11 protein-coding genes are annotated in these 12,721 nt (G+C 32.7%); 3 read left to right on the top strand and 8 right to left on the bottom strand.

Going from position 1 to position 12,721, the window contains the following annotated elements:
* Positions 1–13: 13 nt before the first annotated feature.
* The 8 genes from AXE80_RS07000 to AXE80_RS06965 all read right to left on the bottom strand — a co-directional run bounded on the left by AXE80_RS07000 (position 14) and on the right by AXE80_RS06965 (position 9,103).
* The gene (locus tag AXE80_RS07000) at positions 14–355 is read right to left on the bottom strand and encodes an L-rhamnose mutarotase (RefSeq protein ID WP_068825752.1); all 342 of its coding nucleotides are present in this window, start codon (positions 353–355) and stop codon (positions 14–16) included.
* Complete coding sequence (gene fucP / locus AXE80_RS06995) at positions 356–1,690, bottom strand: L-fucose:H+ symporter permease (protein WP_068825750.1); 1,335 nt, start codon at positions 1,688–1,690, stop codon at positions 356–358. It abuts the gene before it with no gap.
* A gap of 87 nt (positions 1,691–1,777) precedes the next feature.
* Complete coding sequence (locus tag AXE80_RS06990) at positions 1,778–2,569, bottom strand: SDR family oxidoreductase (RefSeq protein WP_068825748.1); 792 nt, start codon at positions 2,567–2,569, stop codon at positions 1,778–1,780.
* An 11-nt stretch (positions 2,570–2,580) separates the two neighbouring features.
* Positions 2,581–3,408 carry an amidohydrolase family protein gene (locus AXE80_RS06985; RefSeq protein WP_068825746.1) on the bottom strand — a complete coding sequence of 276 codons (828 nt, stop codon included), beginning with the start codon at positions 3,406–3,408 and terminating at the stop codon, positions 2,581–2,583.
* Positions 3,409–3,417: 9 nt separating this feature from the next.
* On the bottom strand, positions 3,418–4,869 hold the full coding sequence (locus AXE80_RS06980) for a tagaturonate reductase (RefSeq protein ID WP_068825744.1): 1,452 nt from the start codon (positions 4,867–4,869) through the stop codon (positions 3,418–3,420).
* 14 nt (positions 4,870–4,883) lie between these two features.
* Positions 4,884–6,536 carry a UxaA family hydrolase gene (locus tag AXE80_RS06975; protein ID WP_068825742.1) on the bottom strand — a complete coding sequence of 551 codons (1,653 nt, stop codon included), beginning with the start codon at positions 6,534–6,536 and terminating at the stop codon, positions 4,884–4,886.
* Between the two features lie 9 nt (positions 6,537–6,545).
* A complete protein-coding gene (locus tag AXE80_RS06970) occupies positions 6,546–7,556 on the bottom strand; it encodes a zinc-binding alcohol dehydrogenase family protein (protein ID WP_068825740.1) in 1,011 nt (336 codons plus the stop codon).
* A gap of 14 nt (positions 7,557–7,570) precedes the next feature.
* Positions 7,571–9,103, bottom strand: coding sequence for an alpha-L-fucosidase (locus AXE80_RS06965; protein ID WP_068825739.1), 1,533 nt, complete (start codon positions 9,101–9,103; stop codon positions 7,571–7,573).
* Between the two features lie 543 nt (positions 9,104–9,646).
* Here AXE80_RS06965 and AXE80_RS06955 point away from each other — a divergent pair.
* Genes AXE80_RS06955 through AXE80_RS06945 form a run of 3 tightly spaced genes read left to right on the top strand, consistent with a single transcriptional unit; the run spans position 9,647 to position 12,695 of the window.
* Positions 9,647–10,519, top strand: coding sequence for a family 16 glycosylhydrolase (locus AXE80_RS06955; RefSeq protein ID WP_068825734.1), 873 nt, complete (start codon positions 9,647–9,649; stop codon positions 10,517–10,519).
* A 23-nt stretch (positions 10,520–10,542) separates the two neighbouring features.
* Entirely contained in the window at positions 10,543–11,433 is an 891-nt protein-coding gene (locus AXE80_RS06950; protein WP_068828752.1) for a family 16 glycosylhydrolase, read from the top strand.
* A gap of 11 nt (positions 11,434–11,444) precedes the next feature.
* Complete coding sequence (locus tag AXE80_RS06945) at positions 11,445–12,695, top strand: glycoside hydrolase family 117 protein (protein ID WP_068825732.1); 1,251 nt, start codon at positions 11,445–11,447, stop codon at positions 12,693–12,695.
* Positions 12,696–12,721: the final 26 nt, after the last annotated feature.

Genomic DNA, 12,721 nt, shown 5'->3' with positions numbered 1-12,721 from the left:
GGTAATAGCGGATTTATAATTGAAACACTTTTTCCATTTCAATCCATTTTTCTCCATTTTTAGCCCAAGGAAGAGCTTGTTGATATTTCCACATTAATTGTTCCCACTCTTGCACTTTAGGATTGTTAGCATCCATTTCAGCTTTTTTATTTGGATCAAAAGTTTCGTTACATTCCATAATCATAAACATCCTATTTCCAGACAAATAAATTTGCATATCAACAATTCCAGCATCTTTAATGCTTTTTGTAATTTCTGGCCAAGCATTACCTGCCGCATGGTACTCTTTATATTCAGCTATTAACTTAGAGTCATCTTTTAAATCGCAAGTCAAACAAAATCTTTTTGTACTCATTTATTTTGATTTTTTATAGGTTATATAACCGTATCTAGTAACCACGGTCAAACAAATTAATGGTAAAATAAAAGAGAAATTTACTTCAGGAATATATCCTAGGATTTTTATATCAGAAAATCCTGATCCTCCCCAATCTAAAATACTTCCTTGTAATACTGGCATTAATGCACCACCTACAATGGCCATAACTAAACCCGCAGATCCAATTTTAGCTTCATCTCCCATATCTTTTAAGGCAATTCCGTAAATAGTTGGAAACATAATAGACATAAACAAAGAAATTAATACCAAAGAATATAATCCTACAGTTCCGGGTAATAAAATAGCACCTGCCGCAAATATAACACCTCCAAAACCAAACATCATTAAGACTCTAGAAGGATTCATTGTTTTCATCATTCCTGTTCCAATCCATCTACCTGATAAAAAGATAACCATGGCTGCTACGTTAAACCAAGTAGCAGTTAATGCTTCATTTTCTGGTAAACTCTCATTAATATTATCTACGTATTGAAAAATATATGTCCAACACATAATTTGCGCTCCCACATAAAATGCTTGAGCAATAACTCCTTGAACATAATTATTATTAGTAAATAATATTTTAAAAGATTCCGATAAACTCATTTTATCTTCCTCTGCAGTTTTAGGAATTTTTGTAAAAATAATTACTACTGTTATCGCCAATACAACCAATCCTAAAATGATATAAGGAACACTAATTACTCCCAAATCATTTTCTCTTACTATTGCTTTAGCAGATTCAGACAAGGTATCATAAACCAATTCTCCAGTTTCATTTTTATCATCAGATCTTAATGCAGAAATCACAAATTGTTGCGCTACAATCATTCCCATTAAAGAACCTATTGGATTAAAAGCTTGAGCTAAATTTAAACGTTGTGTTGCGGTTTCTTTATCTCCTAAAGCTAAGATTAAAGGATTAGAAGTGGTTTCTAAAAATGCCAAACCACAAGTAATAATCCAAAGAGAGACTAAAAAATAATTAAATTCCTGAAAAGCTGCAGCAGGATAAAATAAAAAGGCTCCAATAGCATACAAACCTAAACCTAAAAGAATTCCTGATTTATAACTAAATTTTCTAATAAATAACGCTGCGGGTAAAGCCATAAAAAAATAACCAAAGTAAAATGCAAACTGTACTAACGATGCTTGCATATTAGATAATTCTGGCATTACTTTTTTAAAGGCAGAGACCATCGGATTGGTTAAATCATTTGCTATTCCCCACAAAGCAAATAAAGAGGTAATGATGATAAACGGAAATAACAATTCCTTGCTTACCACAGACTTTTTAGTTGTAATATTCATATATTTTTAAATTAGTTCAAGTTGCTGATTGCAAAGTTTTAATCACAATAAATAGTATCATATGTACTTAAAAAGTTAAAACAAAGATTATTCTGTTAATAGAGATCTGTCTAAATGTACATAACCTCCATCAACAGTAATAAATTGTCCTGTAGTGTGTGATGATTTTTCTGAAATAGTAAATAGGCATTGATCAGCTATTTCATCAGGCATAGTCATTCTGTTTTCTAATGGAATCTTTTCTACAATTGAATTTAATTTTTCTTCTCCATTTTCTAAAGTTTTGATCCAAGCATCATAAGCTGGAGTCCAACTCTCTGCAATGACAATTGCATTAGAACGAATCCCAAATTTAATTAAATCAACAGCCCACTCACGAGTCAAACCAAATATTCCTCCTTTTGAAGCTGCGTACCCTGAAGTTGCTCCTTGTCCAGTTAAGGCTACTTTAGACCCAATATTTAAAATATTCCCTTTTGCTTTTTTAAGCATTGGTAAACAATATTTAGTCATGGCAAAATAGCTTACCATATTTAATTTTAAAGAATACATAAAATCCTCCATAGAACCTTCTAAACCAACCCCATCATTCACCCCCACATTGTTAATTAAGGCATCAATTTTTCCGTATTTTTTTTCAATAACTTTAGCTGCTGCTTCTATTTGTTTATAATCAGATAAATCAGTTTTTACAAACAAAGCATCAATACCTCTGTCTTGCAATTCTTTTTCATAACCAAAACCTCTGTCATTTCTACAAACAATTACAGGAATAGCACCTTCATTGGCCAAAGATTGAACAATGGTTTCTCCTATACTTCCTTTAATCCCTGCAGCTCCTGTTACTACAACTACTTTATCTTTTAATTTTAAATCCATCTTTTACTTCTTTATAAATTGTAAAATTTTACAGCGTTTAATCCCATAATAGCTTGCTGCTCTTCTATGGTTAATTGTGCAATAAAATCGGTGGTTATTTTTTTTACTTTTTCATAATTCCCTGCAACCAAACACACAGGCCAATCAGATCCGAATAAAATTCTATCTGTTCCAAATGCATCTAAAACCAAGTTCATATATGGTAGTAATTGGTTGTAAGTCCATGATTTGTAATCTGCTTCGGTAATCATTCCAGATAATTTGCAATATACATTAGGGTGGCTTGCTATTTCTTTCATAAGTAATGCCCAACCATCATAATAACCATCTTTAATGTAAGGTTTTGCAATATGATCTATCACAAATTTGATATTTGGAAATGCTTGTACAAATTCTAACACCGCTCCTAATTGATGTGGAAACACCAAAATATCGTAGGTAAAATTGTATTGTTCTAGCTTAGCTATTCCGTTTAGAAAATTAGGTCTTAACAAAAAATTATGATCTGCTTCTCCTTGAACTACATGACGAAACCCTTTTACTTTATCAAACTGACTGTAATGTTTTAGTACTTCATCAATATTATCTGCTCTAAAATCTACCCAGCCAACAATTCCTTTGATAAAATCGTTTTTCGTAGCTAAGTCTAACAAGAAATCTGTTTCTGCTAATGTTTGATCTGCTTGTACAGCCACACATCCATCTATGTTGTTTTTTTGATAAATTTTTTTTAAATCTGACGGCATAAAATCTTTACGAATAACCGCCATTTCATCGTCTATCCAACTATGTTTTACGGGTTCGTATTTCCAAAAATGTTGATGTGAATCTATATTCATAAATCAGTTTTATAAATTTTCAAGGCAATATTTCACTCCTTTATTTTCTATTTCTTGAATTTTATCTGTTACAAAAGCAACCAATCCTTTGTAGGTAGACAAATCATCACCCACAATTGTTTTATTTGCCAAAGTATGTTGTACTAATGCTTCTAAAGTCTGACTTCCATCATTTACCTTATTCCATTCTGTTTTAAAGAATTCTAATGCTTGCACATCATCATTTATCTCAATAGTTTCGTTGTTAAAGCTTCCTTTGTAAAAACGAATCATACAAGCTAATGAAAAAGCAATACGTTTAGGAAAAGTTCCGTTTAAGGCAGTATATTCTCTAAAAGCAGGTAATAATCTTGCTTGAAATTTAGAGGTGCTATTTAAAGAGATGGCCAATAAAAAGTGTTTTAATGTTGGGTTCTTAAAACGATCTATAACCGCATTAATAAATGCATCTACTTCACTTTCTGAAAAATTGGTTAAGGTTGGTTTTATTTCTGATGACAATACTTGTAAAACATGATTGCTCACCAAAGCATCATCCATACTTTCTTTTACGGTTCTTAATCCTGATAAATATCCTACAGGAACTAAAGAAGTATGTGCTCCGTTTAATACACGAACTTTCATTTCTCTATAATCAGACAAATCGTCTACAAACTGAACGTTTAAATCTGTTTTGTCAAATGGCAATTCATTTTGCACCAATTTAGGCCCTTTAATTACCCAACTATGATAATCTTCTCCAGCGACTAATAAATCGTCATTAAAACCAATTTGTGTAGCAATTTCAAGTTTTCTAGCTTCTGGAAATCCAGAAACAATTCTATCTACCAAAGTGCTACAGAAATAATTGTGATTTACAATCCATGCTGCAAACTCTTGACCTAAATTCCAAAACTTTATATATTCTAAAATGGTTCTTTGTAATGCTACACCATTATTCTCAATCAACTCACAAGGCAATAATATACAACCTTTGTCTGCAGCTCCATTAAAATGAGTAAATCTATGGTGTAACCACAGGGTTAATTTTGCAGGAAATTCATGCGGAGGACAATCTATTTGTTTGTCTGTATCAGAAAATTTAATTCCAGCTTCAGTAGTGTTAGACACTATAAAACGCATTTCAGGGGCTTCTGCCAAAGCCAAATATTCGTTCCATTCTGTATAAGGTTGAATCACTTTCCTTACAGACTCTACCAAAGTAACTTCTGAAACTAATGTTCCATTCCTAACTCCATCTAAAGCTACATGAAACAAACCTTCTTGTGTTCTTAACTCTGTATAATCACCTCTCTTGGTAGGTTTTATTACAGCAACACTTCCGTTAAAATCTGTTGTTTTGTTCAACACATCAAACATCCAATCGCAAAAGGCTCTTAAAAAGTTACCTCCTCCAAACTGCATCACACGTACAGGGTGTTGAACAGGTTTGTTTGCTGTTGTTCTATTTAATATTTTCATTTTAATATCTTGTTTTATAAAGAAACCCCTCTTTTCCAAGGAATAAAATCGTTATGTCCATGCAATACTGCTTTGGATGGAGTTTCTCCACTTGCTATGCTAATTACATGATCTAATATTTTTTCTCCCATGGTTTGAATCGTATCCTCACCTGTAATAACCGTTCCAGCATTGATGTCGATGATGTCATTCATACGTTCATACAAATTGGTATTGCTTGACATTTTTAACACAGGAGCTACAGGATTTCCAGTGGGAGTTCCTAAACCTGTAGTAAACACCACAACATTACATCCTGAACCAACCAAACCTGTTGTAGATTCAACATCGTTACCTGGTGTACACAGTAAATTTAATCCTGGTTTGGTTACTTGCTCAGTATAATCTAACACTTCTACCACAGGAGAAGTTCCTCCTTTTTTGGCTGCTCCGGCAGATTTCATCGCATCGGTAATTAAACCATCTTTAATATTTCCTGGAGAAGGGTTGTTTTCAAAACCAGAACCCACAGCTACAGCTGCTGCTGAATAAGCTCTCATAATATTGTAGAACTTTTTTGCGTCCTGTTCTGTAACACATCTATTAATAATGTCTTGTTCTACACCATTTAATTCTGGAAATTCTGACAAAACCGGAGAACCACCTAAAGCTACTAATAAATCAGAAGCATATCCTAATGCAGGATTTGCAGAAATTCCAGAGAATCCATCTGACCCACCACACTCTAATCCTAAAACCAATTTACTTAATGGAGCTGGTTGTCTCGTAATTTTATTAGCTTCTGTTAAGCCAATAAAAGTATGCTTAACTGCTTCTTCAATCAAAGCACGTTCACTCTTACTTTGTTGTTGTTCTAAGTAATGTACTGGTTTATCGCAATTAGGAGCAATGTCCTTAATTGCATTTTGCAACATTTCTATTTGGGCATTTTGACAACCCAAACTAAAAATGGTAGCTCCAGCCACATTTGGGTTTGAAATATATCCAGCTAGTAATCTACACAAGGTTTCAGAATCTTGACGAATACCTCCACAACCACCATCGTGTTTTAAGAACTTAATTCCATCAACATTTGGGAAGACTCTATTTTTAGACATTTCTTCTTTGGTTGTAATAATGGGGATGTTAAAAAGTTCCTCTGCTGTAGCTCCGGCTTTGTATTGATTGATTAAAGCATCGGTATCTACGGCAAAATCTTTTTTAGTTTCGTATCCTAATTTTTCTGAAAGCGCACCTTCTAAGACATCAATATTTCTGTTTTCACAAAAAGTTAATGGAATTACTAACCAATAGTTGGCGGTTCCTACTTTTCCATCTTTTCTATGATAACCATTAAAGGTTCTGTCTTTAAAATTAGAAATATCAGGAGCTATCCAAGAATACTTTTCTTTATTTTCTTGATATTCTGATGATGCATGTTTTACGTTTTCTATGGTAATGGCACATCCTGATGAAATTGGCAAAACGGCTTTTCCAATAAGTACTCCATACATAAAAATTTCATCACCTACTTTAAAATCATGTAAAGCAAACTTGTGCTTTTGTTTGATGTTTTCTTTTAATAGTAAACTTTGACCGGCTACTTTTACAAAAGTATCTTTGGCTAAAGGCTGAATAGCCACAATAATATTGTCTTTTGGATCTATTTGTGCGTACTGAACTGACATGATGATTTCTTAATTAAAATCTACGGTTGCTTTAATAACTCCTGTTTCTGGTTTTGTCCAACTATCAAAATTCTCAATCATTTTGGTAAAAGGAACATTGTGAGTAATAAAGGATTCCGTTGGAAATTGATTTAAGACTTTAATAACATGTTCAAAATCTTGTTTTGTAGCATTTCTACTACACATAACAGTAGTTTCTTTTGCGTGAATTTTAGGATGGTTAAAAACCAAATCTCCTTTAGATAATCCTACCAATACATAACGTCCTCCGTGAGACATATAATCTGTTCCTACTTCTAAAGCTCCTTTAAATCCTGTGGCATCAAAAACTGCAGTTGCCATATCTCCGTTGGTGATTTCTGCAATTCTATCAACAGGATTATCATTTACATTAATGACAAAATCGGCTCCTATTTCTTCTTTGGTATATTTTAATCGGTCATCATTTACATCTAACACAATTACTTTTGCCCCTGCAATTTGGGCTAATTTTACCATTCCTATTCCAATAGGTCCACAACCAACTACCACTACAGTTTCTCCTTTCTTAACATCGGCTCTACGAATGGCATGTGCACCAATAGCCAAAGGTTCTACAATAGCCATTTGATCGTTGGTTAAATTATTGGCAGGTAATAACAAATCTTGTCGTACCGTTATTTGTTCTTGCATACCACCGTCTGCATGGACTCCTAAAACTTTAATGTTTGTGCAACAATTGGTTTTTCCGTTACTACAAGCAACGCATGTACCACAACTTACATAAGGCATAACAACCACATTGTCTCCTGCTTTAATTCCTTGGGGATTTTCTCCAATTTCTAAAACCTCAGAAGCCAATTCATGTCCTAGTATTCTAGGGTAGGTAAAAAATGCTTGATTCCCTGAATATGCATGTAAATCGGTACCACAAATTCCAACTTTTTTTATTTGTAATAATGCTTCTCCTTCTTTTCTAATTGGAGCATCTTTTTCTTTTAATAGAAATTCTCCTGGCTTTTCACAAACTATGTATTTCATGAGGTATATTGGTGTTATTTGGTTAATTCTAAAACAAAAGCAAAATCTCCTGGTTTCTGAGAAGGCATCTCTACTGAAAGACCATTGTTGTTTTGAGACCATTTTAGGACAGCATTGCTTCCTAACATTTTTACTTTAGAAATTTTATCTTCTGAATATTTTACTGATTTAATAAGTACATTATTGTTTTTTGGCCAAGCCATCATAATAGCATATATTTTATTTCCTTTTTGTGTAAAACGAATATCTTGTCCGGTAAAGTCTTTATTTTTACCTTCGGAATGATGTCCTTTTTCTACTTCTGTTGGCCCTTCACCAAATGTTTTCCAATATTTAGTATCATAAATTGCTTCACCATTCATATCTAACCATTCTCCCATTTGCAACAAAATTTGTTTTTGATCTTCTGGAATAGTTCCATCTGATTTTGGACCAACATTTAATAGTAAATTCCCGTTTTTTGATACAATATCTATTAAATCATCAATTAAAGAATTAGCAGTTCTTGATTCCCAATTGCTCACATATGACCATGAATTTTTACCAATAGAGGTGTCTGTTTGCCAAGGTAGTTTTCTAATACCCGGTAATTTTCCTCTTTCTAAATCGTAAATCACCGTTCCTTCAGGAAAAGCTTGTTCATAGAAATTTTTATCTTGTAACACAACTTCTTTTCCCCATTCGATACCTTTATTGTAGTAATACGCAGCTAGTTTTGGTCGATATTCTCTCCATTCAGGAGTGTCTAGCATAAAATCAAACCATAAAATATCTGGTTGATAATTATCAATTAAATCTTTTGTTCTTGCCCACCACAATTCTTTAAATTCTTTAGAAACTGGTTCGTTTATGTCTTTTCCTTTTTTAGAATATAAATCTGCATAATTAGGATCTGTAGTATCAAAATGATCTTTTTTATTGTAAAAAGACCAATTAAAAGCATAATGAGAAGAGGCTCCCATAATCATTCCTTTAGAACGACCTTCTTTCATTAATTCTCCTAGGATATCTCTTTTAGGCCCCATGTTAACAGCATTCCAACGAGTTGTGTTAGATTTATACATAGCAAAACCATCATGATGATCTGCCACAGGGACTACATATTTAGCACCTGCTTTTTTAAATAAATCAATCCATTCTGCAGCGTTAAATTTTTCACCTTTAAACATAGGTATAAAATCTTTATAACCAAAGTCTTTTTGATTTCCCCATGTTTTTTTATGATGGGTATATACATCACTAGGCCCTGTCTTTTGTAGTTTTAACTCTGCGGTAAATTGAGCCGTATCCATATACATATTTCTTGGATACCATTCAGACCCATAAGCAGGAACTGAATAGGCTCCCCAATGAATAAAAACTCCAAATTTCTTTTGATTGAACCATGCTGGATCTTTATAGTTTTCTTTGATAGATTCCCAATTTGCTTTAAAAACTTGAATGTTTTCAGATTTATTCTCCGTTGTTTTTTGGTTTTTTTTAGAACCACAAGCAAAAATTAAAAGCGATACGGTTGCTAAAGCATAGAGTTTTTTTCTTATGAGCATAATGTTGTATTTAACTGTTTATGATGATAATTTTTTAGTATTTAACACAATGCTAAATTCTAGTTTTAGTGTCTAATCTCTAATATCTAATGTTGAAATTAATAGAACATATGGTTCTTTGGATGTTTTTTGTTTTGTAAATAATATGGTTTTTGTTAGGGTTTATAGGGGATGGCCATAAAAACTCTTGTTTATTTCTATTTTCTGTATTATATAATTACGGAGTTAATGTAAGTGCTTACAAGGTTGTAATCGGTGTCAATAAAACAATTATTCCTTTTGTAGTTTTTTTTAAGTTCGATGGCCTACCTCATATTCAACAACAAATGTATTGTCAATTTTATTTATAAAATAAATCAAAATGGGAATAGAGTAGGGTTGTGCAAAAACGTTTTAAAGTAATGTTTATCTAGAGTTTTATAACAAAACACAAATAAGGAGGTAGATAAAAACATTTAATGCTTTAAAATGTCTGTTTTTATCCCTAATCACAATTGTTGCTACTTAATTTTGATTGAGCTCAATTATTTTAAAAATCATATAATGAAAACAAAATATTTTTATTTTCTCATATTTTTAGTGCTTTTATCTAATACAATGTTTGCACAAGAGTTAACAATTCCTCCCAAAAAATATGTGGATTCTGTTAAAATTGAATCTGCAGTAAATAGAATAAACAATAGTTATCCATTGTCAGATCAGCAAAACTCAAAAAAGTGGAAATTGTTAAAAGAGGTGTCAGATGAGTTTAATGGGGATAAATTAAATACAATTCTATGGTTTCCCAATAATCCTAAATGGAAAGGAAGGCCACCTACTTTTTTTCATGACTCTAATGTAAAGATAGAAAATGATGAATTAGTTATTCGGGTAAATCAACATGGTAAAGATTCTTTGCCAAAATATTTTACACATTCTACAGGGTTTATAAAAAGTAAAAATAAATTCTTATACGGTTATTTTGAAGCTGAATGTAAATTAATGGATGCTCCTTGGGTGTCTGGTTTTTGGATGACCAATGCAGGTAAAGATTGGTGGACAGAAATAGACATATGCGAAAATGCACCAGGAGTATCATACAATCGTCATGATCTAAATTCAAATATCCATGTTTTTAAATCTCCTAAAGAACAAGGAAACATAAAAAAACATTTTTCACGAACTAAAAAATATTATTTTCCAAAGGAGTTACAAGCAGATTATCATGTTTGGGGATTGGAATGGACAGCCAAATACATTCGTTTTTATATTGATGGCGTTTTATTTCGTGAGGCAGAAAATACCCATTGGCATCAGCCTTTAGAAGTTAATTTTAATTGTGAATCAAACAAATGGTTTGGTGCTTTACCAGATAACAATCGATTAGATGGTGAATTTCACGTAAAGTATTTTAGAGCTTGGAAACTAACAAAATAATTTTAAAAATAAATATCAATCAAATGAAAGCAATAATAAAAAAACAAAACTATTTATCAGTTATCATTCTATTAATTACAATGACATGTTTTGCGCAACAGTCACCAACTTTTATTGATGGAGAAGACCCAAAACCAGACAATACAAAATGGAAATTGGTTAAAAATATGTCCGATGAGTTTAATGGTACAAAGGTAGATGAAGAAAAATGGCAAATATCTGGTCAAGGATGGATCGGTAGGGCGCCAGGATTATTTCTTGCTGATAATGTAAAAGTTACAAATGGAAGTTTGCAAATAACCACAACCATGTTGCCAAAACCAATAATAAAAAATAATAAGGAGTTTACGCATGGAGGTGGTTATGTTGGATCTAGAAACGGGATGACTTATGGTTATTATGAGTGTGAAATGAAGGCTAATAAAACATTTATGTCTTCTACTTTTTGGTTGATAAATGAAGGAAAAAACATAAAAGGCTGTGATAAAAGAACCACAGAATTAGACATACAAGAATGCGTTGGACAAATTACAAATGATGCTGAGTGGATGAAAAATTTTGACCAAGCCATGAATTCCAATACACATAGTCGAAATATTCCTGAAGGTTGTAATTATATTAAAGGTTCAGAAAAATCAGGAGCCACTATTGGAGCAAAGGTATATAACGATTTTCACGTGTATGGTGTTTGGTGGAAGTCTAAAGATGAAATACTTTTCTTTTTAGATGGTAAATTTCAATCGAAAGTAAAACCACCATCCGATTTTGATATTGAGATGTATTTAAGAATGGTTGTTGAAACTTATGATTGGAATCCAGTTCCAGCTGATGGTGGAATGGCCTACTCTAAAGAAGATAGAACCACCACTTATAATTGGGTTAGGTCTTGGACATTGGTAAATCCTAAAAAATAAATATTAAAAACATGAAAAGATTAAAATTAAGTTATCTACTGCCAATTTTAGTAGGCATCCTTCTTGTACCCTGTAAAATAACCGCACAAACATTTCCTTTTATATTACCCAAAGAGAAACCAAACCAACCGTTAAGTGCATCTATGCAACGTAATTATGACAATTATTTGACACCAAGACCAGAAGACAATGAACTTTATACTCAATTTAAATATACCCCATTAAAAGGGTTAGATTATAGCAATCATGATGGTACAGTAACGCGTCGTGATCCTTCAAAAGTTATTTTTGAAAATGGAAAATATTATGTTTGGTACACACATAGACAAACGCCTACACCACCAAAAGGGGCAAAAATGTCTAACGATACCATTCCTTCTGCAGATTGGGATTTGGCAGAAATTTGGTATGCTACAAGTGTTGATGGGTTTACTTGGGAAGAACAAGGTGTAGCTATTCCTAGACCACCAAAACCTCATTTAGGGCATCGTTCTGTAGCTACTGCCGATATTTTAAAATGGAAGGGGAAATTTTATATGTATTACCAAGGATTTAGTGAAGCCAGCGGAACCCGAGGAGATGATTGTCCGGTTTTGGCATCTTATGCCGATTCGCCAGATGGTCCATGGACAGCAGTCAATAAAATAATTATTCCCAATGGTCCAAAGAATACCTGGGATCAATTCTCTATTCACGATCCTTATCCTTTGGTTTATAAGGATAAAATATATCTTTATTACAAATCTGATTTTGATGGAAATCCAGAGTTAATTCGTATGCAAGGTTTGGCTACTTCTGATAATCCACTAGGGCCATTCACAAAAAATCCACTGAATCCAGTTTTGGCTTCAGGACATGAAACTACATTATTCCCGTTTAAAGATGGTATAGCAGCATTAACCATTAAAGACGGTAATGAACATAAGACAATTCAGTTTGCAAAAGATGGAGTTAATTTTGAAATTGCTTCTATTGTTGAACTTATGCCTACTGCAGCTGGCCCATACATTCCTGATGCGTTTACAAACACAAAAGATGGAAGAGGTATTACTTGGGGTATTTCTCATTTTATCAATTACACCACATGGTCTAAAAATCACTCCATTTTAGTGCGTTTTGATTGTGATTTAAGTTTAGATGTTAATGACCCTGAAATGAAAAAACATCATGTATATCATCGTCCCGAAGTCTATTTTTCACAAGGTCTAAGTAAAAAACAAAAGGCACGTATTGAAAAAGAAAATGAAAAACTGAAAGATTAACAAAGAGTTATTTTAACAAGTTTTTT

The sequence above is a fragment of the Wenyingzhuangia fucanilytica genome (genome assembly GCF_001697185.1).
GTDB classification, from domain to species: Bacteria; Bacteroidota; Bacteroidia; order Flavobacteriales; family Flavobacteriaceae; genus Wenyingzhuangia; species Wenyingzhuangia fucanilytica.
The sequence above is the reverse complement of the archived record's forward strand: the minus strand, read 5'-3'. Positions and strand labels throughout refer to the sequence as shown.

What these genes read in the sequence shown, in the direction of transcription:
- AXE80_RS07000 (WP_068825752.1), bottom strand. Translation starts at nt 355, where the DNA reads ATGAGTACAAAAAGATTTTGTTTGACTTGCGATTTAAAAGATGACTCT.
- fucP (WP_068825750.1), bottom strand. Translation starts at nt 1,690, where the DNA reads ATGAATATTACAACTAAAAAGTCTGTGGTAAGCAAGGAATTGTTATTT.
- AXE80_RS06990 (WP_068825748.1), bottom strand. Translation starts at nt 2,569, where the DNA reads ATGGATTTAAAATTAAAAGATAAAGTAGTTGTAGTAACAGGAGCTGCA.
- AXE80_RS06985 (WP_068825746.1), bottom strand. Translation starts at nt 3,408, where the DNA reads ATGAATATAGATTCACATCAACATTTTTGGAAATACGAACCCGTAAAA.
- AXE80_RS06980 (WP_068825744.1), bottom strand. Translation starts at nt 4,869, where the DNA reads ATGAAAATATTAAATAGAACAACAGCAAACAAACCTGTTCAACACCCT.
- AXE80_RS06975 (WP_068825742.1), bottom strand. Translation starts at nt 6,536, where the DNA reads ATGTCAGTTCAGTACGCACAAATAGATCCAAAAGACAATATTATTGTG.
- AXE80_RS06970 (WP_068825740.1), bottom strand. Translation starts at nt 7,556, where the DNA reads ATGAAATACATAGTTTGTGAAAAGCCAGGAGAATTTCTATTAAAAGAA.
- AXE80_RS06965 (WP_068825739.1), bottom strand. Translation starts at nt 9,103, where the DNA reads ATGCTCATAAGAAAAAAACTCTATGCTTTAGCAACCGTATCGCTTTTA.
- AXE80_RS06955 (WP_068825734.1), top strand. Translation starts at nt 9,647, where the DNA reads ATGAAAACAAAATATTTTTATTTTCTCATATTTTTAGTGCTTTTATCT.
- AXE80_RS06950 (WP_068828752.1), top strand. Translation starts at nt 10,543, where the DNA reads ATGAAAGCAATAATAAAAAAACAAAACTATTTATCAGTTATCATTCTA.
- AXE80_RS06945 (WP_068825732.1), top strand. Translation starts at nt 11,445, where the DNA reads ATGAAAAGATTAAAATTAAGTTATCTACTGCCAATTTTAGTAGGCATC.